General features: G+C 64.7%; 22 protein-coding genes and 1 pseudogene. 12 read left to right on the top strand and 11 right to left on the bottom strand.

What is annotated here, in order from left to right:
* Nucleotides 1–20 precede the first annotated feature (20 nt).
* From GYB81_RS15605 to GYB81_RS15595, 3 genes are all read left to right on the top strand, one after another.
* Complete coding sequence (locus GYB81_RS15605; RefSeq protein ID WP_161865117.1) at nucleotides 21–917, top strand: LysR family transcriptional regulator; 897 nt, start codon at nucleotides 21–23, stop codon at nucleotides 915–917.
* A 106-nt stretch (nucleotides 918–1,023) separates the two neighbouring features.
* Nucleotides 1,024–2,139, top strand: a complete 1,116-nt coding sequence (locus GYB81_RS15600; protein WP_161897888.1) for an alkene reductase — start codon at nucleotides 1,024–1,026, stop codon at nucleotides 2,137–2,139.
* A gap of 9 nt (nucleotides 2,140–2,148) precedes the next feature.
* Entirely contained in the window at nucleotides 2,149–3,336 is a 1,188-nt protein-coding gene (locus GYB81_RS15595) for an MFS transporter (protein WP_161865119.1), read from the top strand.
* Nucleotides 3,337–3,553: 217 nt separating this feature from the next.
* Here GYB81_RS15595 and GYB81_RS15590 read toward each other — a convergent pair whose 3' ends face one another.
* From GYB81_RS15590 to bglX, 4 genes are all read right to left on the bottom strand, one after another.
* On the bottom strand, nucleotides 3,554–4,084 hold the full coding sequence (locus GYB81_RS15590) for a cytochrome b (RefSeq protein WP_161897887.1): 531 nt from the start codon (nucleotides 4,082–4,084) through the stop codon (nucleotides 3,554–3,556).
* A gap of 255 nt (nucleotides 4,085–4,339) precedes the next feature.
* Nucleotides 4,340–6,889: a glucans biosynthesis glucosyltransferase MdoH gene (gene mdoH, locus GYB81_RS15585; RefSeq protein WP_161897886.1), complete on the bottom strand. Its 2,550-nt coding sequence runs from the start codon at nucleotides 6,887–6,889 to the stop codon at nucleotides 4,340–4,342.
* Nucleotides 6,882–8,417 carry a glucan biosynthesis protein G gene (locus GYB81_RS15580; RefSeq protein WP_161865122.1) on the bottom strand — a complete coding sequence of 512 codons (1,536 nt, stop codon included), beginning with the start codon at nucleotides 8,415–8,417 and terminating at the stop codon, nucleotides 6,882–6,884. Before GYB81_RS15580 ends, mdoH begins: the two co-directional genes overlap by 8 nt.
* 259 nt (nucleotides 8,418–8,676) lie before the next feature.
* Nucleotides 8,677–10,971: a beta-glucosidase BglX gene (gene bglX, locus GYB81_RS15575; protein ID WP_178106598.1), complete on the bottom strand. Its 2,295-nt coding sequence runs from the start codon at nucleotides 10,969–10,971 to the stop codon at nucleotides 8,677–8,679.
* Nucleotides 10,972–11,190: 219 nt separating this feature from the next.
* Between bglX and GYB81_RS15570 the strand changes: the two genes are divergently transcribed.
* Together GYB81_RS15570 and GYB81_RS15565 are read left to right on the top strand one after the other, a co-directional pair.
* On the top strand, nucleotides 11,191–12,063 hold the full coding sequence (locus tag GYB81_RS15570; RefSeq protein ID WP_161865124.1) for a helix-turn-helix domain-containing protein: 873 nt from the start codon (nucleotides 11,191–11,193) through the stop codon (nucleotides 12,061–12,063).
* Nucleotides 12,064–12,209: 146 nt separating this feature from the next.
* Entirely contained in the window at nucleotides 12,210–14,840 is a 2,631-nt protein-coding gene (locus GYB81_RS15565; protein ID WP_161865125.1) for a DEAD/DEAH box helicase, read from the top strand.
* A 15-nt stretch (nucleotides 14,841–14,855) separates the two neighbouring features.
* On the opposite strand, the gene GYB81_RS15560 is transcribed toward GYB81_RS15565, so the two are convergent.
* Nucleotides 14,856–15,350 (bottom strand): phosphate-starvation-inducible protein PsiE, encoded by a 495-nt coding sequence (locus GYB81_RS15560; protein WP_024309068.1) that lies wholly within the window; start codon nucleotides 15,348–15,350, stop codon nucleotides 14,856–14,858.
* 261 nt (nucleotides 15,351–15,611) lie between these two features.
* Between GYB81_RS15560 and GYB81_RS15555 the strand changes: the two genes are divergently transcribed.
* Nucleotides 15,612–15,875 carry a YebG family protein gene (locus GYB81_RS15555; RefSeq protein ID WP_013716633.1) on the top strand — a complete coding sequence of 88 codons (264 nt, stop codon included), beginning with the start codon at nucleotides 15,612–15,614 and terminating at the stop codon, nucleotides 15,873–15,875.
* Nucleotides 15,876–15,914: 39 nt separating this feature from the next.
* Here GYB81_RS15555 and GYB81_RS15550 read toward each other — a convergent pair whose 3' ends face one another.
* Nucleotides 15,915–16,157 (bottom strand): hypothetical protein, encoded by a 243-nt coding sequence (locus GYB81_RS15550; RefSeq protein WP_161865126.1) that lies wholly within the window; start codon nucleotides 16,155–16,157, stop codon nucleotides 15,915–15,917.
* 82 nt (nucleotides 16,158–16,239) lie between these two features.
* Between GYB81_RS15550 and GYB81_RS15545 the strand changes: the two genes are divergently transcribed.
* Both GYB81_RS15545 and GYB81_RS15540 read left to right on the top strand, forming a co-directional pair.
* A complete protein-coding gene (locus tag GYB81_RS15545; RefSeq protein WP_161865127.1) occupies nucleotides 16,240–16,644 on the top strand; it encodes a DUF488 domain-containing protein in 405 nt (134 codons plus the stop codon).
* Nucleotides 16,645–16,928: 284 nt separating this feature from the next.
* A pseudogene (locus tag GYB81_RS15540) lies at nucleotides 16,929–17,803 on the top strand (DMT family transporter).
* Here GYB81_RS15540 and GYB81_RS15535 read toward each other — a convergent pair.
* On the bottom strand, nucleotides 17,800–18,822 hold the full coding sequence (locus GYB81_RS15535; RefSeq protein ID WP_161865128.1) for a Leu/Phe/Val dehydrogenase: 1,023 nt from the start codon (nucleotides 18,820–18,822) through the stop codon (nucleotides 17,800–17,802). The pseudogene GYB81_RS15540 and the gene GYB81_RS15535 overlap by 4 nt on opposite strands.
* 100 nt (nucleotides 18,823–18,922) lie before the next feature.
* On the opposite strand from GYB81_RS15535, the gene GYB81_RS15530 reads away from it, so the two are divergent.
* Nucleotides 18,923–19,726: a SirB1 family protein gene (locus GYB81_RS15530; RefSeq protein ID WP_161865129.1), complete on the top strand. Its 804-nt coding sequence runs from the start codon at nucleotides 18,923–18,925 to the stop codon at nucleotides 19,724–19,726.
* Nucleotides 19,727–19,742: 16 nt separating this feature from the next.
* Here GYB81_RS15530 and GYB81_RS15525 read toward each other — a convergent pair whose 3' ends face one another.
* The 3 genes from GYB81_RS15525 to GYB81_RS15515 all read right to left on the bottom strand — a co-directional run bounded on the left by GYB81_RS15525 (nucleotide 19,743) and on the right by GYB81_RS15515 (nucleotide 21,030).
* Nucleotides 19,743–20,099: a PilZ domain-containing protein gene (locus GYB81_RS15525; protein ID WP_017362687.1), complete on the bottom strand. Its 357-nt coding sequence runs from the start codon at nucleotides 20,097–20,099 to the stop codon at nucleotides 19,743–19,745.
* Between the two features lie 59 nt (nucleotides 20,100–20,158).
* Entirely contained in the window at nucleotides 20,159–20,581 is a 423-nt protein-coding gene (locus GYB81_RS15520; RefSeq protein WP_161865130.1) for a DUF4124 domain-containing protein, read from the bottom strand.
* Nucleotides 20,582–20,655: 74 nt separating this feature from the next.
* Nucleotides 20,656–21,030: a tetratricopeptide repeat protein gene (locus GYB81_RS15515; protein ID WP_161865131.1), complete on the bottom strand. Its 375-nt coding sequence runs from the start codon at nucleotides 21,028–21,030 to the stop codon at nucleotides 20,656–20,658.
* A 151-nt stretch (nucleotides 21,031–21,181) separates the two neighbouring features.
* Between GYB81_RS15515 and GYB81_RS15510 the strand changes: the two genes are divergently transcribed.
* The 3 genes from GYB81_RS15510 to pyk all read left to right on the top strand — a co-directional run bounded on the left by GYB81_RS15510 (nucleotide 21,182) and on the right by pyk (nucleotide 24,489).
* The gene (locus GYB81_RS15510; protein ID WP_161865132.1) at nucleotides 21,182–21,988 is read left to right on the top strand and encodes a tetratricopeptide repeat protein; all 807 of its coding nucleotides are present in this window, start codon (nucleotides 21,182–21,184) and stop codon (nucleotides 21,986–21,988) included.
* 69 nt (nucleotides 21,989–22,057) lie between these two features.
* Entirely contained in the window at nucleotides 22,058–22,966 is a 909-nt protein-coding gene (locus GYB81_RS15505; RefSeq protein WP_161865133.1) for a universal stress protein, read from the top strand.
* Between the two features lie 71 nt (nucleotides 22,967–23,037).
* The gene (gene pyk, locus GYB81_RS15500) at nucleotides 23,038–24,489 is read left to right on the top strand and encodes a pyruvate kinase (RefSeq protein ID WP_161865134.1); all 1,452 of its coding nucleotides are present in this window, start codon (nucleotides 23,038–23,040) and stop codon (nucleotides 24,487–24,489) included.
* A gap of 63 nt (nucleotides 24,490–24,552) precedes the next feature.
* On the opposite strand, the gene GYB81_RS15495 is transcribed toward pyk, so the two are convergent.
* The gene (locus GYB81_RS15495; RefSeq protein WP_161865135.1) at nucleotides 24,553–25,326 is read right to left on the bottom strand and encodes an enoyl-CoA hydratase; all 774 of its coding nucleotides are present in this window, start codon (nucleotides 25,324–25,326) and stop codon (nucleotides 24,553–24,555) included.
* Nucleotides 25,327–25,382: the final 56 nt, after the last annotated feature.

Here is a 25,382-nt window from a genome sequence, read left to right as displayed (position 1 = left end):
TCGGCACTTCAGGCATTCCCATGGACAAACTGCTGGCTCTGCGCACCTTCGTCGCCACCGTTCGCTGCGGTGGTTTTTCCGCCGCGGCGCGGCAACTGGGGCTGGCCACCTCGTCGGTGACCCGCGCGGTCAACGCCCTGGAGCAGGAGCTGGGCTGCGTACTGCTCAACCGCAATACACGGCAGATCAGCGTCAGCGAGGCTGGGCGCGACTACTTCGAGCGCGCCCTGGCCATACTCGAAGCGTTGGACGAAGCCGACGCTGCGGTGGCCGATAGCGACGGTGAAGTGCGCGGTCGGCTAGCCGTAAGCGTTCCGGTGGAGTTCGCCCGTCGGCTGATCGCCCCGCGCCTGGGTGAGTTGCTCGAGCGGCACCCACAGCTGGAAGTGACCCTGCGCGTCACCGACGAGGTCGTCGACCTGCTCAGTCAGCGCATCGACCTTGCCTTGCGCCTGGGTTCCTCGATCACCAGCGACGACGTGGTCAGCCAGCGGGTCGGCAGCTTTCGCCGCTGGCTGGTGGCGAGCCCGCAGTACCTGGCGCGCTCACCTGCCATCGAGCATCCCGAGGCGCTGCAGACTCATGCCTGCCTGCAGTTCGATTACGGTAGCCCGACCCGCTACTGGCGCTTCGAGCAGGACGGCGAACTGCTTCAGGTTCCGGTAACCGGCCGTCTGCTCAGCAATAACGCCGACATCCTGCGCCAGGCGGCGCTGGCCGGTCAGGGCGTGGCGCTGCTGGCCGACTGGCTGGTACGCGAGGACGTCGCCAGCGGCCAACTGCTGCGCCTGCTGCCCGAGCACGAGGTCGCTCCAGGCCCGCATGACGGTGCCATCCACTTGCTGTATCTGCCCAATCATCGGGGCTCAAAACGCATCGCTGCATTCACGGCCTTTCTGCAAAGGGTGCTGGAGTGATCCATTGCGCAACACGCAATGCAGCGTTGCCGGCGCGCCGGATTATCCTTACCTCGCTCTGTCCCTAACCTTGAGTCTCCAGGCCAAACCACCACGGAGACCTCAGATGGCCCCTTCTCTGTTCGACCCCATCAGCCTCGGCGACATGCAGCTACCCCACCGGGTGGTGATGGCGCCGCTGACCCGCTCGCGTGCCGAGCAGCCCGGCAACGTGCCAGGCGCGCTGAATGCCGAGTATTACCGCCAACGTGCCAGCGCCTCGCTGATCATCAGCGAGGCCACGCAGATATCCCGCCAAGGCCAGGGCTATGCCTGGACGCCTGGCATCCACAGCCGTGAGCAAATTGAAGGTTGGCGCCTGGTCAGCGACGCCGTGCACCAGGCCGGTGGACGCATGTTTCTGCAGCTGTGGCATGTCGGCCGCGTTTCCCATCCGAGCCTGCAACCCGGCGGTAGCCTGCCGGTGGCTCCAAGCGCCATGCAGGTGCCCGGTCAGACCTTTATCGAGGACGATAACGGCCGGGGCGTCTGGAGCGACATACCCGTTCCACATGAGCTGAGTGTCGATGAGATCTGCAACATAGTCGCCGACTACCGCCAGGCCGCGCGCAATGCCATGGAAGCGGGAATGGACGGCGTGGAGATACACGCCGGCAACGGCTACCTGCTCGATCAGTTCATCAACTCCAATAGCAACCAGCGCCGCGACGGTTACGGCCAGAGTATCGGCAACCGCGCGCGCTTCCTGCTGGAGGTGGTCAAAGCGGTGTGCGAGGAAATCGGCGAGCAGAAAGTGGCCGTAAGGCTGACGCCAATGGGCCGCTTCATGGGCATGGGCGACGACACCCCGGCAGCCACCTTCGGCTACATCGTCAGCGAACTGAACCGCTGGCGCCTGGCTTATCTGCATCTGGTGGAACCGGCGATTGTCGGCACCCAGCGCGATGAAGACAGCAATCCAGCCTGGGATCGCATCATCCGTCAGCTGCGACGCAGCTGGAACGGCGTGCTGATACTGGCTGGCGGCTACGACCTGCACAGCGCACGTCGCGCTCTGGCGGAAGGCCGCGCCGATCTGATCGCCTTCGGCCGGCTGTTCATTGCCAATCCGGATCTGCCACAACGCCTGCGTCAGCAAAGCCGTCTGAATGCGCCGGACAGCAGCAGCTTCTTCGGCGGTGGCGCTGCCGGCTATACCGACTATCCCGCCCTGAACGCCTGAGAAATCATCATGACCAGTCAGACTACGTCGCTCACCCGAGAATCCCCCGCCCTGTCACAGGCACTGGTGCTGCTGTTCGCCCTGTGCTGTGGCGCCATCGTCGCCAACCTCTACTACGCCCAACCAATCATCGAGCTGATCGCCCCGGATGTCGGTCTCAACGCCGAACGCGCCAGCCTGATCGTCTCGCTGACGCAGATTGGCTATGCCCTGGGTCTGTTGTTTCTGGTGCCACTGGCCGACCTCATGGAAAGCCGCCGGCTGATGCTGATCACCACTGTCGCTGCCCTGCTCTGCCTGGCGGCCGCTGCGTTCGCCACGCAACCGGATCTGTTCCTCGCCCTGGCACTGCTGATCGGCCTCAGCTCGGTCTCGGTGCAGATGCTGATTCCCCTGGCTGCCAACCTGGCGCCGGAGGCCAGCCGTGGCCGCGTGGTGGGCAACATCATGAGCGGTCTGCTGCTCGGCATTCTGTTGGCACGGCCTCTGGCCAGTGTGGTGGCCGGCGAGTTCGGCTGGCGTGCGGTGTACCTGATGGCGGCCGCTCTGATGCTGCTGATCGTGGCCGTGATCGCCACTACCATTCCGCGTCATGCCCCCAGCCACCGCGCCAGCTACGGGCAACTGCTGGTTTCGCTCGTGCAGCTGCTGCGCCGCTATCCGACCCTGCGTCGTCGCGCGCTTTATCAGGGCCTGATGTTCGCCAGCTTCAGCCTGTTCTGGACGGCCGCGCCGCTGGAGCTTGCCCGCCATCTTGGCCTGAGCCAGCAGGACATCGCCCTGTTCGCCCTCGCCGGCGCCATCGGCGCGGTCGCGGCCCCCATCGCCGGGCGCCTCGCCGACGCCGGCCATACCTGGCGCTCCAGCCTGGTGGCGCTGGTCCTGGCACCACTGGCCTTTGCGCCCAACCTGCTCAGCGCCGGGCTGGGCTGGATCGGACTGGTCGCCACCGCCATCGTGCTGGATTTCGCCGTGCAGATGAGCATGGTGCTGGGCCAGCGCACCATCTATGCCCTGGAGCCGCAAAGCCGCGCACGGCTCAATGCGCTGTACATGACCAGCATCTTCGTGGGCGGCGCCATCGGCTCGGCACTGGCCAGCCCGGTCTACGAACGTTTCGGCTGGTCGGGCACGGCACTGCTGGCCGCCGGGCTGCCGCTGCTGGCCCTGCTGATATTCATCGGCAAAGAGGAGTGAGGAGGTTCGCGACGCAAGAATCGCAGGCAACAAAAAACCCGCCTAAGCGGGTTTCTTCCCAACCATCCGACATCCTGTCGGTAGCCATCTTGGCCTGGTCATCTTCCTTGATCCTCAGCGATCCGTCGCTGCAGGGGATGTGTATAGAGTAGGGACTTACCCTGAGCGGCAACAGCCGTTGTTGCCGTCTCAGCGTGTAAGCCTTTTGCCATAGCGCTCAGGAAGAACGGCCGATCATTCGCCCCAACACATCGACATCGCCCTGGCGGCGGTGCACGAAGGCCATGACGATATGGCCGATGATCAACACCAGCAGCAACCAGCCCAGATTGCCGTGCAACAGGTTGGCCGGGGCAAGCATCCATTCGATCTTGTCCCCGTCGAAACCGCTCATGATGGTCATGCCAAAGGCCTCGAAGGCGCGGCCGGAGCCATATTGACGCAGCAGGGCGAGCAGCGGGATCAGTACCATCAGGCCATAGAGCGCCAAATGGCCGAGCTTCGCCGGAACGCTGAGCGAGGCCGGTCGGCGACCGCGGTTGCTCAGCGCCCAGAGCAGGCGGATCACCACCAGCACCAGCAGTAGCAGCCCAACCGCCTTGTGCGTTCCGCCGACGATGCTTTCGAGAAAGTGCCCCTCGGGTACGATCACCGTGAGGTATTGCCATACCAGCAGCGCGGCCATGGCCCAATGCAACAGCCGCGAGACAGCGCCGTAACGCTGCGCGGAATCTTGGAGGTTCGACATATCAGGTTCCCTGTCAGGTTAAATCGGTGAAGCAGCCTCATAAGGCCTGGCTTGCGCACGCGGCAACGCATTATCGGGACTGCGACAGGAAGGCGCGGACACGGTTCCGCGCGCTTCGCTTGTTGGATGGTCGATGCTCTATCTCGGGCCTTTCAGACCATGTCCGGAGCCTATGGTGCCTGCAGCGAAGCGCATGTGGGTAGTCTGGCTGTAAGCAAGTGTGTCGCTGACAGGTCAGCGACACACGTTTTGCCGTCAACCGCCGCGCAGGCGGTCGCTGGCCTCGCGCCAGGCATGATGTTGCGGCTCCTGCCAGATGCGCGCGTGCAGACGCGCCATACCGTCAGGATCGTTGAGCAGACGCCAGCGGGTCGCCTCGACCTTGCCTTCAGGTCCGGCGTTGAGGATTTCATCGATACGCTCATCGCGCAGCGCTTCGGCAGCCGGCACCACCTTGGCGTGACGGGCACGGGCCATGGCGCAGACCAGGGCGTTGTACAGCGGATCGACCACGGCGCGGAGGAAGCCCCGATGCAGCGCACGCGAGCTGTTCAGTTGTTCGTACTCGGCGGTGTTGCTCAGCTCCACCGGCACCTTGTGCTCCTCCGGAATCAGGAACAGCTTGCCGCGCCGCGCCGCCAGGCCCGGTGCCGTGCGGCTGGTCAGTACCGACACCGCCGGCGACAGCACCAAGGACACGACAATGGGCGCCAGCCACCAGAGGAAGTCCGGGTTGAGCCAGGCTACCAGTGCGGTCCAGCCGATACCGATCAGCACCTGGGTACCGTGACGGCGGAAGGCTTCGCTCCAGGGCGTGGAATCATCCACGCGCTGCGGCGAGTTCCACTGCACCGACCAACCGAGGAAGGCGGCGGTCACGAACAGGCTGTGGAACAGCATGCGCACCGGTGCCAGCAGCACCGAGCAGGAGGCCTCCAGCAGCATCGACAGCAGCACTCGCGTGCGACCCCCATAGGCTTCGGCGCCCTTGATCCAGATCAGCAGCACGCTGAGCAGCTTGGGCAGGAACAGCAGCGTCATGGTCGCCGAGAACAGCGCCACCGCCTCTTGTGGCTGCCAACGTGGCCACAGCGGATAAAGCTGGTTGGGCTGCAGGAAATACTCCGGCACCATCAGGGTGTGGATCGCCAGCAGGCAGGTCGACAGCACCAGGAACAACAACCACAACGGCGCCGAAAGGTAGGACATGACGCCGGTGAGGAACACCACGCGATGCACTGCGTGCATGCCGCGCACCAGGAACAGGCGGAAGTTCATCAGGTTGCCGTGGCACCAGCGGCGGTCGCGCTTGAGCTCGTCGAGCAGGTTCGGCGGCAGCTCCTCGTAGCTGCCCGGCAGGTCGTAGGCGATCCATACACCCCAACCGGCGCGACGCATCAGCGCGGCCTCGACGAAGTCGTGGGAGAGGATCGCACCGGCGAAGGAACCGGTGCCCGGCAACGGCGCCAGGGCGCAGTGCTCGATGAAGGGTTTGACCCGAATGATCGCGTTGTGCCCCCAGTAGTGCGATTCGCCCAGCTGCCAGAAGTTGAGGCCGGCGGTGAACAGCGGCCCGTACACGCTGGTGGCGAACTGCTGCAGGCGCGCATACAGGGTGTCCATGCCCGAGGCCTTGGGCGCGGTCTGGATGATGCCGGCACCGGGGTTGGCCTCCATCAGGCGCACCAGGCTGGTCAGGCAATCACCGCTCATCACGCTGTCGGCATCGAGCACCACCATGTAGCGGTAGTTGCTGCCCCAGCGCCGGCAGAAGTCGTCGATGTTGCCGCTCTTGCGCTTAACCCGGCGCCGACGGCGGCGGTAAAAGATATGGCCGAAACCTTCCACGTCGCGACACAGCTCCATCCAGGCCTGTTGCTCGGCCACGCAGATGTCCGGATCGTTGCTGTCACTGAGGATGAAGAAGTCGAAGTGTTCGAGCTGCCCGGTTGCCTTGAGCGACTCGAAGGTCGCGCGCAGGCCGGCGAATACGCGCGGGACGTGCTCGTTGGCGATCGGCATCACCAGTGCGGTTCGCGCGTTTGGCGAAATCGGCTCGTTGCCGCAGCTGGTGGCCGAGATGCTGTAGCGATCACGCCCCTTGAGCAGCTGGAAGAAGCCCATCAGTGCGGTCCAGAAGCCCATCGACACCCAGCAGAACAGCAGGGCGAATAGCGCCAGGATGCTGGTCTGCACCACGTACGGCAAAATCTGCCGCGCCGACTCGCGCAGTGGCTGCTCGAACACAAGCCCCAGGTCGACCAGCGACCAGCCCTGATAGGGTAGTACCGACTTCATGTACCAGGTGGCGACCACGGTCTGCACGATCATCAGCAGCAGCAGCGCGGCGCGGCGCACCGCGGCGACATGCCGCCAGCGTTCTTCGGCGAAGTCCTCGCTTTCGCGCGTGCGCGGTCGCGGCGCAGGCTTCTCGCCCTTGAGGCGACGCCAGCCGCGCTGCAGGATATTGGTCTGCCAGGGTTCCGGCACCATGCGCGTGCGCTTGATCGGCGGCGTCGAATCGATGGTCGGACGCCCCTGGTGATCCTGCACGATGGGGCAGCCGCGCTCGAGCGCATCCGGCCAGCCCAGCGCCAGCCTCGCTGGCACCGAGTCGAGCATCTCGCGGGTTTCTTCCTGGGGCTCGGCGGTGACCTGATCGTCCTCATGCAGGGCGCGATGCAGTGTCGCAAGATCGCCGCCCTCCTCTTCGACTCGACTGGCCAAGGCCTGCTGCCGCTCGTGATCGAGCGGCAGTTCACCCAGGTAATCCTGGATCTGTGTAGCGTCTAGGGTGTTATTCATGGGAAGGCAGCTGATAGCTCCAGGTTTCCGACACAGGCTTGCCGTCCTCGACCAGCGCGGCACGCATCTCCACCGGCTGCGCCGGGTTCTTCACCTTGACCCGCAGCATCAGGCGCCAGCCCTTGCTCACCGGGTTGTAACGCAGGCTGTCTTCCAGCAACTCGGCGTTGTCATCGACGCTGACCTGCACCTGCGGCGCGGCATCGGGCGAACGCTTGGCCAGTTCCTCACCGACGAAGTCGACCACCAGCGCGGTGCTGCCATCGGCCTGACGGATCAGGTTGGCCTGCTTGATATCGCCCTCGGACAGACGGGTCTGGCTGACCATGGCCAGCTGCGGATCGTGCAGCTTGGCGTCGTCACGGCTGAAATGTAGTCGATAGGCCACATCCAGCGACTCACCCGGTGCCGGCTGTTTCTCCGGGCGCCACAGGGCGACGATGTTGTCGTTGGTTTCGTCCGGGGTCGGAATCTCCACCAGCTCGACATGACCCGCGCCCCAGTCACCCACGGTTTCCACCCAGCCGCTCGGACGCAGCTCGTAGCGGTCATCGAGATCCTGATACTGGTTGAAGTCACGGCCACGCTGCATCAGGCCGAAGCCACGCGGGTTGTCGATGCGGTAACTGCTGACGTTGAGACGCTGCGGGTTGTTCAGCGGACGCCAGATCCACTCGCCATTGCCGGCGGCGATGGCCAGGCCGTCGGAGTCGTGCAGCTGCGGGCGGTAGTTCGGGCGCGGCCAGGGCTGGTTGGCGCCGAACAGGTACATGCTGGTCAGCGGGGCGATGCCAAGTTTCTCGACGTTCTCGCGCAGGTAGACCTTCGATTGCACGTCGAGCACGCTGTCACGGCCCGGCTTGATCTCCATGCGGTATGCACCGGTGGCGCGCGGCGAGTCGAGCAGCGCGTAGATCACCAGGCTGCGGCGATCCGGCTGCGGCTTCTCGATCCAGAACTCGGTGAAACGCGGGAACTCCTCGCCGGAAGGCAGCGCGGTGTCGATCGCCAGGCCGCGGGCGGAGAGGCCGAACACCTGGCCCTTGCCGACGATGCGGAAGTAGCTGGCGCCGAGCACGCTCATCACTTCGTCGTGGCGGCCGCCGGTGTTGATCTCGTTGATCACCTTGAAGCCGGCGAAGCCCAGGTCCTTGAGGTCATCCGAGTTCAGTTCGAGATCGCCGAAGTCGAACATCGACGGGTCGTACTTGATCTCCTGGGTACTGTCGGCAGTCACTTCGTTGATTTTCACCGGCAGGTCGAAGTGCATGCCCTGATGGAAGAAGTACAGCTGGAACGGCAGCTTGTCGTTGCGCCAGTGCGCCTTGTCTTCAACGAAGCGAACCTTCTGGTAATCGGCGAAAGGCAGTTGGCGCAGCGCAGCCGGCAAACGGCTTTGCGGCGCGCTATAGCGTTCGGCGGCAAGCGCCTTGGCCTTGACGGCCACATCATCCAGCTCGAAGGCCCAGCTCTGGGCAGCGAACAGCATAGGGAGCACACAGAGGGCCAGCTTGCCGGCCTTGCCCATAAGGGCTCCAGAACAACGACTCATCGACACACAGCCTCCAGGGCAACACGTACTGACGGGCAGCGGCCAGCCCATGAGGCGGTCGCTGCGAAGGTTGAAATCAGGCGAATGGTATAAAGACAACGCGAGCACAATGCAGACAGCCAACCGGACGGTGACGTCCCCGCATGCGCGGATTCTTTCTGCGCATTATTACCAGATCGTGAAGTCCGGCACAGGTGCCCGCGAAAGTATATTTTCGCCTCCTTGGGCCACACCCTCATTGGCGTGGCAACAGTTCGAAACGCGCCTCCTGCACGCTCTCCGAATCCAGCCCCAGCTGGACGCGGAAGGCACCTGGCTCGCTAACTTGCTGCAGGCTGGCGTCATAGAAACGCAGCATGTTTTCGTCGATCTCGAAACTCAGCTCACGCGCCTCACCTGCTTCAAGCTTGACCCTGCGAAAATCCTTGAGTTCCTTCAACGGACGGATCACCGAAGCGGCCTCGTCATGCAGGTAAAGCTGCACCACGGTCGCCCCAGCCCTCGGCCCTGCGTTCTTCAGGGTCACGCTGACACGGATCTTCTCGCCCGGCTTCATGCGCTCGGCAGAAAGCCTGGGCGCCGACAACTGGAAGTCGCTGTAGCTCAAACCATAGCCGAACGGGTAAAGCGAACCGTTGGGCTCCTCGAAATACTGCGAGGTATAGTTACCCGGCGTGCCGGGCGTATAAGGGCGGCCCAGGCGCAGGTGGTTGTAGTAGGTGGGAATCTGACCGACCGAACGCGGGAAGGTGATCGGCAACTTGCCCGAAGGGTTGTGCTCACCGAACAGCACATCGGCGATGGCATGGCCGCCCTCGATGCCGCTGTACCAGGCCTCCAGCATCGCGTCGGCGTTTTCCTTCTCCCAGCCGAGCGCCAGCGGGCGGCCGTTCATCAGCACCAGCACCAGCGGCTTGCCGGTGGCCTTGAGCGCGCGCAACAGGGCCTGCTGGCTGTCAGGCAGATCCAGACGGGTGCGGCTGGAGGACTCGTGGGACATCCCGCGCGCCTCACCCACCGCGGCGACGATGACATCGGCCTGGGAAGCCACGCGCACGGCCTCCTCCAGCAGCGCCTGGGGCGTACGCTTGTCCGGCACGACCTCCGGGCGATCCCAGTTGAGCTGGTTGAGGTAATTGATCACATGGGCATCGTCGGTAACGTTGGCGCCCAGCGCGTAGAGCAGTTTGCCCTGCCCTTCGAGCGCCGCTTCCATGCCCTTGCGCAGCGTCACCGCCTGCTCGGCCACGCCGACCGCCGACCAACTGCCGAGCATGTCCACCGGCGAGTCGGCCAGCGGACCGATCAGGGCGACGGTGGTCTTCTTGCTCAGGGGCAGCGTATCGCCATGGTTTTCCAGCAGCACCAGCGAGTCGCGTGCCATGGCCCGCGCATCGGCACGGTGCAGGCGGCTTTCGGCGTTGACGTCGGCCGGGTCGTCCTCGGCGCGGCCGATGCGGCGGAACGGATCATGGAACAGGCCAAGGTCGTACTTGGTGTTCAGCACATGGGTGACGGCTTCATCCAGCACGCTCTGCGGCACCGCACCGCTGCGCACCAGCGCCGGCAGTTCCTCATCGTAGAGCGTGTCGGCCATGCTCATGCCGACGCCTGCGCTGATGGCCAGGCGCGCCGCCTCGCGGCCATCGGCGGCCACGCCATGGCGCAACAGTTCAGTGATCGCGCCGTGGTCGCTGAGCGCCACGCCCTTGAAGCCCCAGTCGCGGCGCAACAGGTCGCGCAACAGCCAGGTATTGGCCGAGGCCGGCACGCCATTGATCGCGTTCAGCGCCACCATTACCCCGCCGGCACCGGCATCGATGGCGGCGCGATAAGGCGGCAGATAATCCTGGTACATGCGCATCGGGCTCATGTCGACCACGTTGTAGTCGCGCCCTCCTTCCACCGCGCCGTACAGGGCGAAGTGCTTGACGCTGGCCATGATGCGCTGCGGATCGCTGGGGTCATCACCCTGGTAGCCACGCACCATCGCCGCGGCGATGCGCGACACCAGATAAGGATCCTCGCCGAAGCCTTCGGAGGTGCGGCCCCAACGCGGATCGCGGGAAATGTCGACGGTCGGCGCGAAGGTCATGTCCAGGCCATCGGCGCTGGCTTCGAACGCCGCGACCCGTGCGCTGTTCTCGATGGCCGGAATGTCCCAGCTGGACGCCAGCCCCAGGCCGATGGGGAAGGTGGTGCGATGACCGTGAATGACGTCGTAGGCGAAGAACACCGGGATACCCAGGCGACTGCGCAGCGCGGCCTCCTGCATCGGACGGTTCTCCGGGCGCACCACCGAGTTGAAGGTAGCGCCGATGCGCCCCGCGGCCATTTCCTCGCGGATGCGTTCGCGTGGCATGTCGCCGCCGATGCTGATCAGACGCAACTGGCCGACCTTTTCCTCAAGGGTCATGCGCCCCACCAGGTCGGCGACGAAGGCCGTTTTGTCTTCCATGGGCGGAGCGGCAGCCGACAGGCTGGGGGTGATCAGAACAGCGGCGAAAGCGAACGGGCGCAGGTATTTCATCGGGAGCGGCATCCGGGATGCGAATCATTGTTTGAATGGCCGCCACGATACTCCGAGTCCTCGCGCCGCGCCGCGGGTTGGCGCAAAAAAATACTTAAGCACCAGTCAAAGGCGTTCCAGAGATTAAGACCCCGGACTTGCGCAAACTTGCGCATTTTTTTCCCCGACGCTGGTTTTGCCTGCCGGCAGGCGTAGCATGGCTGCATTCGGGAGAAGGTGATGGCGCAATTCGAACATCTGCAGGTATTCCAGAGCATGAGCCGCTCGCCCAACGCGCGTCTGCACGCGATGGCCGAACTGGGCAACGGCATGGCCGTGGCCCGCTGGAGCAATGCCCATGACGCGCGCGACTACCTTGCCCCCAGTCATCACACGCTGTCCTGCTATCTGAGCGGCGGCACCGGCACCTTTCGCCGCGAGCAGCCCGGCAACAAGGGCGCGCCGGACAAGCTGTGCATCCTGCCGGCCGAGCACCAGTCGGCCTGGATCATCAACGGCGAGATCCAGCTTGCCCACCTCTATATAGAGCAGGAGCAATTCGCCCTCGGCGCGGTCGCCCTGCTCGACCGCGAGCCGCGCAGCCTGCAACTGGAGGAAGCGACCTTTCTCGAAGATGCCGAGCAGGCGGCGCGCTTTCGCCAGCTGTGTACCCTCGACTGGCAGGAGCCGGGCGAACGCCTGCTGGCCAGCAGTCTGGCCCACCAGTTGCTCGATCACGCCCTGCTCACCCAGGTAGGCCTGCGTCAGGGCCTGCGCCTCAAGGGAGGCCTGGCGCCGCTGCAACGCCGACGTGTTCGCGAGTTCATCGAGCAGCACCTGGAGACGCCACTGCCTTTGAGCCAGCTGGCCGCGCTTTGCGCGCTGTCGGAATACCACTTCGCGCGCATGTTCCAGAGCAGTTTCGGCCTGCCGCCGCATCGCTACGTGCTCGCCCGGCGTCTGGCTCGCGCCTGCCGGATGCTGCGTCAGCCACAGCCCTCGCTGAGCGAGGTGGCGCTGGCCTGCGGTTTCGCCAGCGCCAGCCATTTCAGCAACCGCTTCCGTCAGGCACTGGGCGCCACGCCAGGGCAGTACCGCGCGGCGTTCCGGTAACTCGCGCAGGCGGTTTGCCCCGCCCTACTCGTCGACAATCTCGGCACCACGCCTGCTAATCGCCGCACAGCTATGCGAAAATCTGCGGCTTTGCATTGCCACGGCCCAGTCATGCGCCCATCCATTGTTGCCACGGGGCTTCGCTGATGCCCCTGGATATCCACCAGCTACGCCAGGAAGACTGGCGCTCGGAGTTCGGTGCCGGTGACCTGCGTCGCGGCCAGGGCTACGCCGAGGAAAAGCGCAGCAAACTGCTCAGCCTCAAGGACAACAGCCTGCTCGCCAACTGCCGCGGCTCGGCCGGGCAGACCTATCAGCAGCGCATCACCCTGCACCCCTATGGGCGCAAATGGAGCGTGACCGGCCACTGCAACTGCCCGGTCGGCTTCAACTGCAAGCACGTGGTCGCCGCGTTGCTCACTCTGGAAGCCCAGCAACGCGCCGGCAGCGATCTCTCGGACATCATCGTGGCGGACAAGGAAGTGGCGGAGACGCGCCTCGAAGGCATCGCTCCCACCGCCATCCTCAGCCTGGGCAGCCAGGTGCGCGTGCATTTCGACGCACGCAAGGGGCGCATGCAGGAGCAGACCCAGCACCGCGCGGCGCTGGCCTTCGACTACGCCGGGCACAAGGTCTTCGGCAAGCCGGCCAAGGATCTGGTCAAGCGCCTGGACGAACACAGCAACCTGCGCCTGATCCGCGACAGCGCTGCCGAAACCGCGCTGCGCAAGCGTCTGGAAGGCCTCGGCCTGCAGGTGGCGCTGCGTCAGAGCGAAGCGCTGCCGGCCGAAGCCGGTGAGCCGTTCGAGCTGGAACGCGAGCGCGACTGGCTGGATTTCGTCCAGCGGCATCTCCCGCAACTGCGCGCCGAAGGCTGGCAGATCCATATGCGCCCGGATTTTCAGTACAACCTCGCCGAGGTCGACGACTGGTACGCCGAGGTCGAGGAAGACCCACAGCAGAACTGGTTCGATCTGGAGCTGGGCATCGAGGTCGAAGGTCAACGCCTGAGCCTGCTGCCGATCCTGCTCCAGGCCATTCGCCGCACGCCCTGGCTGCTGGCACCCGAAGCGCTGGCGCAGCGCGCCGATGAGGATCGTCTGCTGGTCAGCCTGCCGCAGGGCGGCAAACGCATCGCCCTGCCCTTCGCCCGTCTCAAGCCATTGCTGGCCACCCTCGGCGAGCTGTATTTCCGCGATCCCGGCGAAGACCACCTGCCGCTGCGCCTGGGCCGCGCCGACGCTGCACGTCTGGCCGAACTGGCGCATGGCCCGCAGCTAAGCTGGCAAGGTGGCGATGAGCTGCGTGGTTTCGCCCAGCGCCTGCAGAACCTGGCAGTGCGCGAGATTGCTCCACCCGAGGGGTTGCAGGCCGAACTGCGCACCTATCAGGTGCAGGGCCTGAACTGGATGCAGACCCTGGCCGAGCTGCGCGTCGGCGGCGTACTGGCCGACGATATGGGCCTGGGCAAGACCCTGCAGACCCTGGCGCACATTCTCTGCGAGAAACAGGCCGGGCGCCTCGACAAGCCCGCGCTGATCGTCATGCCTACTAGCCTGATTCCCAACTGGCAGGACGAGGCGGCGCGCTTCACCCCGCAACTGCGCGTGCTGGCCCTGCATGGCAGCAAGCGCAAGGCGCTGTTCGAGCAGATCGGCGAGCACGATCTGATCCTCACCACTTACGCCCTACTACCGCGCGACCTCAAGGCGCTGAACCATCAGCGCTATCGCCTGCTGATTCTCGACGAAGCGCAGAACATCAAGAACCCGCGCAGCAAGGCGGCTACAGCCGCGGCACAGGTGCAGGCCGACCTGCGCCTGTGCCTGACCGGCACGCCGCTGGAGAATCACCTGGGCGAACTCTGGTCGCTGTTCCATTTCCTCATGCCGGGCTGGCTGGGCGATGTCAAGGCCTTCACCCGCGACTACCGCACGCCCATCGAGAAACGTGGCGACGCTCAGCGCCTCAATCACCTGAACGGGCGCATCCGCCCCTTCCTGTTGCGCCGCACCAAGGAGCAGGTAGCCAGCGAGCTGCCACCGAAGACCGAGATCACCCAATGGGTCGAGATGACCCAGCTGCAGCGCGACCGCTACGAAACCCTGCGCCTGGCCATGGACCAGAAAGTGCGCGACGAGATCGCCCGCCAGGGCCTGGCGCGCAGTCATATCGTCATCCTCGAGGCGCTGCTGCGCCTGCGCCAGAGCTGCTGCGACCTGCGCCTGCTCGGCGAGGACGGCGGCGAGCTGACGGCCGCCGACTCGGGCAAGCTCAGCGCCCTGCTGGACATGCTCCAGGAGCTGGTCGACGAAGGCCGCCGCGTGCTGCTGTTCTCCCAGTTCACCTCGATGCTGGCACTGATCGAAGCGGAGCTGCAGACGCGCAAGATCGCCTACGCCAAGCTGACCGGCAGCACTCAGGACCGGCGCACACCGGTGCAGCGCTTTCAGGCCGGGGAGTTTCCGGTTTTCCTGATCAGCCTCAAGGCCGGCGGCAGCGGCCTCAACCTGACCGCCGCCGACACCGTGATCCACTTCGACCCCTGGTGGAACCCGGCCGCCGAAGCCCAGGCCAGCGACCGCGCCTACCGCATCGGTCAGGACAAACCGGTGTTCGTCTACAAGCTGATCGCCCGCGGCAGCGTCGAAGAGAAGATCCAGCAACTGCAGCAAGCCAAGGCCAGCCTGGCCAAAGGCGTACTCGACGGCGGCAACCAGGGCCAGTGGCAACTGAACGAGGACGATCTGGCGGCGCTGTTCGCGCCGCTCGACTGACAGCGCGACGGCGACTCAATCCGAGGTATCGTCGCGCTCGGCCTCGGCATCCTCACGGTTGCGCGCCTTGCTGCGGGGGTGCGGGCCGGCCACGGCCGGAAAGCGCGACGAGGCGTAGCGCACAACCAGAATCGCCAGCGCCAGCAGCAGAATCGCCCCGGATACCATCACCACGCCCCAGCTCGGCTTGTGAGTGTGGGAGATGTCGGAAATCAGCAAGCGGGTCAGCGCGGTGATCGCCACATAGATCATGAAGCGGATCGGCATGTGGTTGGTCTTGAAGTAGATGCCCACCATCGCCGCCAATTCCAGGTAGATGAACAGCAGCAGAATGTCATCGACCGTGATGTGGCCCTTCTCCAGCATGCCGATGAAGGTCATCACCCCCGCCCACGCCGTGATCGCCCCGATGGCGAACAGCGCCAGGTAATGGAAGGCCTCCATCAACAGATTGCCCAGCGACTCTGCCAGGCCATGCATGCCCTCACGCAGACGTTCCGCCCAATTCATCCTTCACTCTCCCCAAACAAGCATGAAGTCCGGGCATCCGACATGGATGCCCGCCGACGAGCATGCAGGAAAAACACCAGCTTGAGGATGATGCAGCGATGTGACGGAAAGACACAGGCGCAATGGCCGGTATCGGCCGAGACTTCTATCCTCTGTCGGACGCAATACTGGCCAAACGGCAGCGAGTCCTTTATCCTCGCCAATACTGTATAAAAAACCAGTTAAATCCAACGACACATATGAAGGCAGAAGAGGTGATGAATGGCCGTCGAAGTGGTGTACCGCAGCAGCCGCGATCCGGAGCGCTTGTTCATGGATAAGGCCGAAGCCGACCGTTACGACAAGATGCTGGAGCTGGCCGAGCGCCTGAGCGAGGTCCTGCACAAGGCGGTTCCGTCCCTGAGCGAGGAACAGGGCGAGGAGCTGGGTATCTTCATGGCCAAGAACCGCGATGTCTTCGCCAAGGCGTTCAAGAGCCAGCCGGACGCGCTCGACGAGCTGGAAATCGACACCGCCAGCGAGTGATCGGGAGCCGCGGCCCCGTTCCTCCAACGGGGCCAGGACCTATGCGCGACTGACGGAATACTGCGCCGCGGCCTGCTCCAGCCAGACCGGTAAGTCCCGCCGCTTTATGCCCTCACGCCGGGCACGGGCCAACTGCTCCAGCATGTACTGACGCTTGTGCTCGTCGCCTTCGGCGAAGGACAGCGCAAGGTCTCGATCGGTCCACTGACGAATGCGGCGAAACAGCCACCAGTGAAAGTACAGGCCGGCCGCGGTGGTGACGACGATGATGAAATAGTCCATGGTGAATCCTCCTTTCACCACGCTAATCGAGCCCGCAGGCGTCGCCAAGTGCGGCATTGCCGCAGGCGATGGAGGCAGGTCCATGATCCAGTGCAAGCGGGTTTACCTCAAGGCCGAAGCCGGCGATGGTCAACGCGTCCTGGTCGATCGCCTGTGGCCTCGCGGTATGTCCAAAGACGCCCTGGCACTCGATGAATGGCTACCCGACGTGGCGCCATCCAGGGAACTGCGTAAGTCCTTCGCCCATCGCGCCGAAGCCTTTGAGGCGTTCCGTACGGCCTACCGCCGCGAACTGTGCGCCCACCCCGAATACTGGCAGCGCCTGTTGCACTGGGCCAAGAAGGGCACGCTGACGCTGCTCTACGCCGCGCGCGACGAAGCGCATAACAACGCACGCGTACTGGCCGAATTTCTCGAAGAGGAACTGCAGCGCCATGACTCACCCAGCTCGCCGGTATGCTACCAGGGCGAGTTCGACGGTCATTGACCAGGTGACAGCGGCAGGCTAGCCTTCGAACGTCTGCGACATATCCGAAGCTGTTTTCATGACCCTCATCGCGCATTGCCTCAACGACTTCGCCAGCGCCGCCTGTCGCGCCGCTGCCGACGGCTGCGCGCCGCCACCTGCCTGTCGCGCCGGCACGCCTCCACCGCCGGCCTCCGTCCAAGCGGGCTGATCCCGCTTTTTCCTCGCTCCGCGCCATCGGTCTTGCCGATGCGTGCCCTTGCGCGCCAGCGGAGCTCATGCGGATTTTCGACAGGTGTTCCCTCATGCATTTGGATTCGAGTTCCCTGCGCACCTATAGCGCGACTGCTCTGTTCGTGCTGCTCTGGTCCGGCGGTGCGATCTTCGCTCGCCTGGGTCTGGACCATGCTTCTCCCTTCGCTTTTCTGCTGCTGCGCTTTGCCATCGCCTTCGCTGCGCTAGCGCTGATTGCCAGCCATACCGGCTTTTGGCTACCCGAACGCGGTATGCGTTGGGCAACCGCCAGGGCAGGCCTGCGATGATCGGCGGCTACAGCATCTGCTACATGCTGGCGCTGGCCGAAGGCATCACGCCCGGCGTGCTGGCCACCGTGCTCGGCGTACAACCCATCCTCACCCTCATGCTCCTGGAACGGCGCACCTCACCGCTGCGTGTGCTCGGCTTGCTCCTGGCTCTGGCCGGGCTGGCGACAGTCGTCGCAGACAGCCTGATGGGCAGCTCGATGCCGGTGTCCGGTGTGGCGCTGGCTCTTGGAGCCCTGCTCTGCATCACCGGCGGCACCATCGCCCAGAAGAACCTGCGGCAGACGCCCATGCGCGCCCTGCCGCTGCAGTACGGTCTTTGCCTGCTGGGTAGTCTGCTGCTGTTACCCAGCCAGGAGTGGCAGGTACGCTTTGACGTCGGGTTGATCGTGCCGCTGCTGTGGATGGGTCTGGTGATTTCGGTGGGCGCGCAATTGCTGTTGTACCGGCTGATTCAGGCCGGCAGTCTGGTCAATGTCACCAGCCTGTTCTATCTGGTACCGGTAACGACGGCGCTGCTCGATTACGGGCTGCTGGGCAATCGTCTCTCAGCCAGCGCGCTGCTCGGCATGGCCGCAATCCTGATCGGCCTGGCGCTGGTCTTTCGCTTCGCCCCTCGCCTGCAACGCCTCGGCTAGGCGCCGTACAGCAGGCGCTCGGCGAGGTAGTCGGCGACGCGTGCCGGAGAGCGCTTTTCCGCCTGGGCATGGGCGTAGATTTCGGTCAGGCGTCGGCTGATCTGCGTCAGGTGCGCGGTGATCGCCGGCAGCGCCTCGCCACGATGACGCAGCGCCACGTAGATCAGCCCGCCGGCGTTGAGCACGTAATCCGGCGCGTAAAGAATGCCGCGCGCCTCCAGTTGGTCGGCGACGTCAGGGCTGGCCAGTTGATTGTTGGCTGCGCCTGCCACGGCTGCGCAGCGCAGATGGGCGACCGTCTGCGCGTTCAGCACGCCACCGAGGCCGCAGGGTGCAAGGATGTCGCAAGGCGTGCCGAGCAACGCATCGCTGGCGACCGGATGCGCGCCCAGTTGTTCGACCGCCAGTTGCACGCGCCCGGCGTCGAGATCGCTGACCAGCAGTTCAGCGCCAGCGGCATGCAGTGCTTCGGCCAGGGCGAAACCGACGTTGCCCAGGCCCTGCACGGCAACCCGCAATCCTTCCAGATCGTCGCTGCCCAGGCGCGCCTGGGCAGTGGCGCGAATACCCGCGAATACACCGAGCGCCGTGTGCGGCGAGGGATCGCCCTCCTGGGTCGTACTGGTTGCGTGCTGCGTGTGCTGGGCGATGCAATCCATGTCGGCGCTGGACGTGCCGCTGTCGACTGCGGTGATGTAGCGCCCATTGAGCGTCTCGATGAAACGGCCGAAGGCCTCGAACAGCGCGGCACGGCTGGGCACATGCGCAGGCCGGATGATCACCGCCTTGCCGCCGCCATGGTCGATACCGGCAAGCGCCGCCTTGTAGCTCATGCCCTGAGCCAGACGGATGGCATCGGCAATGGCGCTCTGCTCATCGGCATAGGCCAGGTAACGGCAACCGCCGAGCGCCGGCCCGAAGCGGGTGTTGTGAATGGCGATAACGGCCTTGAGGCCGCTGGCCGGATCCTCGGCCAGGTGCAGGGCCTCGAGGCGGGCGGCTTGCATCATGCTGAACATGGCTGCGCTCCCGGTCGGACTTCAGGCCTCAGTATAGGAGAAGCCCACTGGACGAGGACTCCGTCTCGGACTACAACAGCAGAAATGAGCGGAGAATGCGATGAGCCCACGCCAAGCCTGCCTGCAGTGCCTGCAACGCGATCCTCCCGCCCTGTTCGAGGCGGCGCTGTGGATCGCCGCCGAACACGATGATCTGCTACAACCCGTCCAGGTCCTGAACGACCTGCACAGCCTGCTGCTGCAGATCAGCGCCGGACTCCCCGCCCTGCCCGCGCGCGAACTGGCGCAGCCGCTGTTGCGCCGGCTTGCCGAACTGGATTTTCAGGAAGACGACGAAGGTGTCACACGTCCGCACCACGCCCTGCTGCATGAAGTGCTGCGCCGCCGACGTGGCCAGCCGCTGGCGCTGGCATTGATCGCCCTGGAGATGGCGCGCCGCCTGGACATTCCCTTGCAAGGAGTGAATTTTCCGGGGCATTTCATGTTGCGCGTACCGGGTGCCGACCACCTGCTCGACCCATGCGGCGGGCGCCGCCTCTACACCCGCGACTGTCGTGATCAGCTGCTTCGCCAGCTGGGCCCGGGCATCGAACTCAGCGCCGAGCACCTGCAAACGGCCGACGCCCAGGCCATGCTGCGGCGCCTGTCACGCAATCTGCGCATGCTGCACATGCAGCACGATGCGCCCGAGGCGGCACTCAAGGATGCCGAGCGCGTCCTGCAACTCGGCCCGGCGACCCTGGTCGACCATCTGGCCCGCGCCGACGTGTATCGGCAGCTGGACTGCCCGCAGGGCGAACGCTACGACCTGGAGCACGCCCTGCTGTTCTGTGACGAGGACGGCCTGCGGCTGAAACTGAGCGAGCGCCTGCGCAACCTGGCCCGTGTTCCGGCGATGCATTGATTCGAAGCGGGAACTATCAGGCCGAAGCCGCCAGGCTGTGAAAGCTGAAGTAGTAACGCAGGGCGTCGATCATCTCGACGTAATCGGCAGGTGGTGCGACCAGTGCGAAGCCGGAGTCGTAGACGCCAGGGTTGACATCTTCACGGCACCACTGACAGTTGGCGGAAAAATCAATGAAGTGAATGCCATGCTGGCCTGGAATCTTCAGGCGCATGTCGAAGCGTGCGCCAACCAGCATCGGCAACTGACTGATCAGCATCAGGCCGTCCAGAGAGACATTGCCGATGGAGCCCATTGGTTTGTCGGTGATGCGGTTGAACACCTTCAGGTAGTAGGGCAGCTGATGGCGTTCGATTCGGCGCTGGCTACGCATGGTGGCATATCGCTACAAAGGGTCTTGAGTATGGCCCTACTGCGGCCACTAAACCACCCTCAATTACAGCGTTGGGCTATCCGCTCACGTAACTGGCGACGAGCGGTGTCTGTTTCCTCATCACTGTAGTAGATGCGTTCACCGCTGGCGCCCTCACGGTAATAACGGTAACCCTCCGGCATCTGCTCCAGGCGCCGGCGCAGCTCACGACATTCACCGGCCCGTTCTTCGCGCTGCGCGGCTGCCGTGGCCGCTGCCTGCTGCTGCTCCTCGCGCCTTGCCTCGTAGAAGCGCTGCGCGCGCGCCTCGCGCTCACGCGTATGGGCGTCGCGCTCGACCACCTGAGGTTTCACCTGCACGGTTTCCGCTCCTGCGACGGGACGCTGACCGAAATGCACGCGCCCCTGCTCGTCCGTCCAGCGATAGATCTCGGCTGTCGCCAACGTCGGCAGCAGCGCGGCGACCAGCAATAAATGACGCATGTTCATCCTCCATGAAGGCCATGCGCCAGCTTATACCGCGCCGCGGCAGGGAGAAATGGCGGACGACCGAAGGCTCAGAGTGCGGCGGGGCTGACCTTGGCCGCAGGTGCCGGGCTGTGGTGGCCCAGTTGCTCCAGCGTCTGCAGACGTGCACGCGCGCGGTAGGCGTACTCGCTGGCCGGGTAGCGCGTGATGATGAACTGATAGGTCTGCGCCGCATCGACGAACAGACTTTCCCGCTCCAGGCATTGGCCACGCAACAGGGAGATCTCCGGCTGCAGGTAGCTGCGCGAGCGGCTCTTGCGCTCGGCCTGCGACAGCTCCAGCGCGACCTGGGCGCAATCGCCTTCGTTGTAGGCGCGATAGGCGTTGTTCAAATGATGGTCGAGCGAGACGCGGGTACAACCCGTGGCAGCCAGGGCCACGGCCAGAACGATCAGGGTACGCATGGGCAAGTCCTCCAGTGAGCAGTGTATCGACAGCGCAGGGAAAAACTGAACAGCGACAAACCTCCGATGGGTTTTGCCGGCAGCGCCTTGGCGCTGACCGATGTGCTGACTAGACTGCGCCGCATCGGCCCGTTTCGGCCAAGGAGCCCGCATGCAGCTCGCCCGCCTGCTTACCCTCGTCATCGGTGCCAGCCTGCTGAGCGCCTGCGCCCCGACCACGCCACTGTTCATCGCCCAGGTCACCACCAATGAAGTGGTGGAATACAAGGCGCTGAAGACCAAGCGCATGACCGCCGCCATCGAAGAAGAAGGCGACCTGCTGACCTACAGCGCCCTGGCCATTCGCGACGCCCACAGCGCCAAGGCCGAAGCGCTGTATCTGGACGGTTATCGCGACCGCCAACTGAGCGGCGAGGTGCGCGCCATCGCCCTCTATCAGATCGGCCTGATCTACATGAGTCGCTTCAATGAGCAGCGCGACGATGCCAAGGCACTCAACTATTTCTACAAGGTGCTCAACGAATTTCCTGCCAGCCAGGCCGCCAGCCGCGCCGAGGAGCGTATCTCGACGATCCGCCAGCGAGCTGACGAGCCGATCCAGCAGACCTCGCGCGAGCTGCTGGCGAACTGGCAACCGAGCCAGAACCTCGATCTGTACAAACCCAGCCTGGATCCGGACATGACCCTGCTGTCACGTCGCGCCGTACTCAAGGGGCGCGTCGAGGAAGCCGAGCAGCTTTACCTGTTGGGCCTGGCCGACCCGCACGTGCCAGCGGACATCAAGGAAAAGGCGCTGTATCAGCTGGCACTGATGCACATGGCACCGGACAACCCCAACGCCAACCGCGACAAGGCCATCGCCTATCTGCGCCGCCTGCTGGTGCAGTTCCCCGAAGGCGAGCTGAGCGCCAAGGCCGCTCGTCATCTGGACCTGGCGCTCAATCCCGGCCAGCGCTGACCCATATCAATGCCGCGCACCATCACCAGGTCTGTAATACCCATACAGACACCTGGCGAGGCCGCTGCCATGAAACTGCAACGACTGTTGGTCGTCATCGACGCCGAACACCAGCAACAACCTGCCCTGCAACGCGCCGTCGACATCGCGCGCCAGGTCGGTGCCGAGTTGCACCTGCTGAAGATCGAATACCACCCGAGCCTGGAAAGCGGCCTGCTGGACAGCCAGTTGCTCAACCGCGCCCGTGAAGCCATCCTGCGTCAGAGCAATGAGGAGCTACGCGCCAGCGTCGCCCATTTGAGCGATGAAGGATTCCGAATCGACGTGGACGTGCGCTGGAGCAAGCGCCGACATGAAGAGATCCTCGCCCGCGTTGCCGTGCTGCAACCGGACATCCTGTTCAAGTCGACCCATCCCGGCAATGCACTACGCCGCCTCCTGTTCAGTGATACCAGCTGGCAACTGATCCGCCGCTGCCCGGTGCCGCTGTGGCTGGTGCACGATGCCGAGCCCCGCGGGCAAAGTCTGTGCGCGGCACTCGACCCGCTGCACAGCGCGGACAAGCCTGCCGCCCTCGATCATCAGCTGATTCGCACCAGCCAGGCCCTGCAGGCTGCGCTCGGCCTGCATGCCCAGTACCTGCATGCGCAGGCGCCACTGCCACGTTCGCTGCTGTTCGACGCCGAGGTAGCGCAGGCGTATGACGACTACGTGAACCAGTGCAGCCGCGAGCACCGCGAGGCCTTCGACAAGCTGATTGGCCAGTACGCCATCGATCGGGCGCAGGCCCACCTGCTGGACGGATTTGCCGAGGAAGTCATTCCGAAATTCGTGCATGAGCACAATATCGGTCTGCTGGTGATGGGCGCCATCGCCCGTGGCCATCTCGACAGCCTGTTGATCGGCCACACCGCGGAGCGGGTGCTGGAACGCGTCGAGTGCGATCTGCTGGTGATCAAACCGGACGGCAAAGGGTAGTGCACAGGAACAATGACTACAGCTGAATGGCGTAGTAGCCTCCCTGACATAGTTCACTAGGGAGTTCGTGCATGACCTTTCGCCGCACCAAAATCGTCGCCACCCTGGGCCCGGCCAGCAGCTCGCCGGAAGTGCTGGAGCAACTGATCCTCGCCGGTCTCGACGTGGCCCGTCTGAACTTCTCCCATGGCACGCCGGACGACCACAAGGCACGCGCCGCCCTGGTCCGCGAGCTGGCCGCCAAGCACGGCCGCCACGTTGCCCTGCTCGGCGACCTGCAAGGCCCGAAAATTCGCATCGCCAAGTTCGAGAACAAGCGCATCGAGCTCAAGGAAGGCGACCTGTTCCGTCTCTCCTCCAGCCACTCGCGCACGGCCGGCACCCAGGAAGTGGTCGGTATCGACTACCCGGCGCTGATTCAGGATTGCGATGTCGGTGACGAACTGCTGCTCGACGACGGCCGCGTGGTCATGCGCGTCGAACTCAAGGGCGCCGACGAACTGCACTGCCGCGTGGTGATCGGCGGCCCGCTGTCGGACAACAAGGGTATCAACCGCCGCGGCGGTGGTCTGACCGCACCGGCGCTGACCGACAAGGACAAGGCCGACATCAAGGTCGCTGCCGAGATGGATCTGGACTACCTGGCCGTCTCCTTCCCGCGCGATGCCGCGGACATGGACTATGCCCGTCGCCTGCTCACCGAGGCCGGCGGTACTGCCTGGCTGGTGGCCAAGATCGAACGCGCCGAAGCGGTGGCCGACGACGAAGCCCTCGATGGCCTGATCCGCGCCAGTGACGCGGTGATGGTGGCCCGCGGCGACCTGGCCGTGGAAATCGGCGACGCCGAGCTGGTCGGCATCCAGAAGAAGATCATCGCCCACGCCCGTCGCCTGAACAAAGCGGTGATCACCGCCACGCAGATGATGGAGTCGATGATCCACAGCCCGATGCCGACCCGTGCCGAAGTCTCCGACGTGGCCAACGCCGCGCTGGACTACACCGATGCGGTGATGCTGTCGGCGGAAAGCGCCGCCGGCGAATACCCGGTCGAAGCCGTGCAGGCCATGGCGCGTGTGTGCCTGGGCGCCGAGAAGCACCCGACCAGCAAGCAGTCCAGCCACCGCCTGGGTCGCACCTTCGAGCGCTGCGACGAAAGCATCGCCCTGGCGACCATGTACACCGCCAACCACTTCCCGGGCGTCAAGGCCATCATCAGCCTGACCGAGAGTGGCTACAGCCCGCTGATCATGTCGCGCATCCGCTCGTCGATCCCGATCTTCGCCTTCACTCCGCATCGCGAAGCCCAGGCCCGCGTGGCGCTGTTCCGCGGCGTCTACACCGTGCCGTTCGACCCGGCCTCGCTGCCGGCGAACAAGGTCAGCCAGGCGGCGGTGGACGAGCTGCTCAAGCGCGGCGTAGTGGAGCCGGGCGACTGGGTGATCCTGACCAAGGGTGACAGCTACCACGGCACCGGCGGCACCAACACCATGAAGATCCTCCACGTCGGCGATCCAATGGTGTAATCCACCCGTCAATGCAAAAGGCCGCTCGATGAGCGGCCTTTTGTTTTCCGAGGCGGGCGCAGCCTATGCGAAGCGAGAGAAATCCGGCTTTCTGCGCTGCATGAATGCGGTCAGCGCCTCGATGGCCTCGGGCGAGCGCAGGCGCTGGCCGAACAGGGCACCCTCCTCCTCGATCACCTTGCGCAACTCCTCGCGTCCCGGTGCACGCATCAGGCGTTTGCTGTCGGCAACGGCCGATGGCGCCAGTTCGAGAAAGCATTGCGCCATCTCACGGGCCTTGCTCAAGGTCGCCGCGCCATCATCGAGTGCCTGATTGGCGATGCCCCAGGCAGCCGCCTGCTCGCCTGTGAATGACTGGCCTAGCAACAGCAGCTCGGCAGCACGCGCGTGCCCCAGCAAACGCGGCAAAATCTGGCTTGAACCGTACTCGGGGCACAGCCCCAGGTTTACGAAAGGCATCTTCAGCTGTGCATCGCGGGCGACATAGACCAGGTCGCAATGCAGCAACAGGGTGGTACCGATGCCCACCGCCGGGCCGGCCACAGCGGCGACCACCGGCTTGCTGAAGTCGAACAGCGCGCGCATGAACTGGAATACTTCGCTGTTCAGCCCGGTCGGCGGCGCCTGGATGAAGTCGGCGACATCGTTGCCGCTGGTGAAGCAGTCCTCGCCACCGGTCAGCAGCACCACGCGCACACTCGTATCGCGCACGGCCTCGTCCAGCACCTCGGCCATGCCGGCGTACATGGCGCGGGTCAGCGCATTCTTCTTGTCCGGGCGATGCATGCGCAGGGTCAACAGACCGCCGTCGCGTTCGATATGCAGGTGTTCGCTCATGCAAGGCTCCAGGCCAAGGTGCGGGCCAGCCTGGCAGCAAGAGCGGTCAGGTGCAG

Source organism: Pseudomonas yangonensis, assembly GCF_009932725.1.
Lineage (GTDB): Bacteria > Pseudomonadota > Gammaproteobacteria > Pseudomonadales > Pseudomonadaceae > Aquipseudomonas > Aquipseudomonas yangonensis.
The sequence above is the reverse complement of the archived record's forward strand: the minus strand, read 5'-3'. Positions and strand labels throughout refer to the sequence as shown.

Excerpts from the sequence above, each read along its gene's own strand:
- GYB81_RS15605 (WP_161865117.1), top strand. The coding sequence starts at position 21 with ATGGACAAACTGCTGGCTCTGCGCACCTTCGTCGCCACCGTTCGCTGC.
- GYB81_RS15600 (WP_161897888.1), top strand. The coding sequence starts at position 1,024 with ATGGCCCCTTCTCTGTTCGACCCCATCAGCCTCGGCGACATGCAGCTA.
- GYB81_RS15595 (WP_161865119.1), top strand. The coding sequence starts at position 2,149 with ATGACCAGTCAGACTACGTCGCTCACCCGAGAATCCCCCGCCCTGTCA.
- GYB81_RS15590 (WP_161897887.1), bottom strand. The coding sequence starts at position 4,084 with ATGTCGAACCTCCAAGATTCCGCGCAGCGTTACGGCGCTGTCTCGCGG.
- mdoH (WP_161897886.1), bottom strand. The coding sequence starts at position 6,889 with ATGAATAACACCCTAGACGCTACACAGATCCAGGATTACCTGGGTGAA.
- GYB81_RS15580 (WP_161865122.1), bottom strand. The coding sequence starts at position 8,417 with ATGGGCAAGGCCGGCAAGCTGGCCCTCTGTGTGCTCCCTATGCTGTTC.
- bglX (WP_178106598.1), bottom strand. The coding sequence starts at position 10,971 with ATGAAATACCTGCGCCCGTTCGCTTTCGCCGCTGTTCTGATCACCCCC.
- GYB81_RS15570 (WP_161865124.1), top strand. The coding sequence starts at position 11,191 with ATGGCGCAATTCGAACATCTGCAGGTATTCCAGAGCATGAGCCGCTCG.
- GYB81_RS15565 (WP_161865125.1), top strand. The coding sequence starts at position 12,210 with ATGCCCCTGGATATCCACCAGCTACGCCAGGAAGACTGGCGCTCGGAG.
- GYB81_RS15560 (WP_024309068.1), bottom strand. The coding sequence starts at position 15,350 with ATGAATTGGGCGGAACGTCTGCGTGAGGGCATGCATGGCCTGGCAGAG.
- GYB81_RS15555 (WP_013716633.1), top strand. The coding sequence starts at position 15,612 with ATGGCCGTCGAAGTGGTGTACCGCAGCAGCCGCGATCCGGAGCGCTTG.
- GYB81_RS15550 (WP_161865126.1), bottom strand. The coding sequence starts at position 16,157 with ATGGACTATTTCATCATCGTCGTCACCACCGCGGCCGGCCTGTACTTT.
- GYB81_RS15545 (WP_161865127.1), top strand. The coding sequence starts at position 16,240 with ATGATCCAGTGCAAGCGGGTTTACCTCAAGGCCGAAGCCGGCGATGGT.
- GYB81_RS15535 (WP_161865128.1), bottom strand. The coding sequence starts at position 18,822 with ATGTTCAGCATGATGCAAGCCGCCCGCCTCGAGGCCCTGCACCTGGCC.
- GYB81_RS15530 (WP_161865129.1), top strand. The coding sequence starts at position 18,923 with ATGAGCCCACGCCAAGCCTGCCTGCAGTGCCTGCAACGCGATCCTCCC.
- GYB81_RS15525 (WP_017362687.1), bottom strand. The coding sequence starts at position 20,099 with ATGCGTAGCCAGCGCCGAATCGAACGCCATCAGCTGCCCTACTACCTG.
- GYB81_RS15520 (WP_161865130.1), bottom strand. The coding sequence starts at position 20,581 with ATGCGTCATTTATTGCTGGTCGCCGCGCTGCTGCCGACGTTGGCGACA.
- GYB81_RS15515 (WP_161865131.1), bottom strand. The coding sequence starts at position 21,030 with ATGCGTACCCTGATCGTTCTGGCCGTGGCCCTGGCTGCCACGGGTTGT.
- GYB81_RS15510 (WP_161865132.1), top strand. The coding sequence starts at position 21,182 with ATGCAGCTCGCCCGCCTGCTTACCCTCGTCATCGGTGCCAGCCTGCTG.
- GYB81_RS15505 (WP_161865133.1), top strand. The coding sequence starts at position 22,058 with ATGAAACTGCAACGACTGTTGGTCGTCATCGACGCCGAACACCAGCAA.
- pyk (WP_161865134.1), top strand. The coding sequence starts at position 23,038 with ATGACCTTTCGCCGCACCAAAATCGTCGCCACCCTGGGCCCGGCCAGC.
- GYB81_RS15495 (WP_161865135.1), bottom strand. The coding sequence starts at position 25,326 with ATGAGCGAACACCTGCATATCGAACGCGACGGCGGTCTGTTGACCCTG.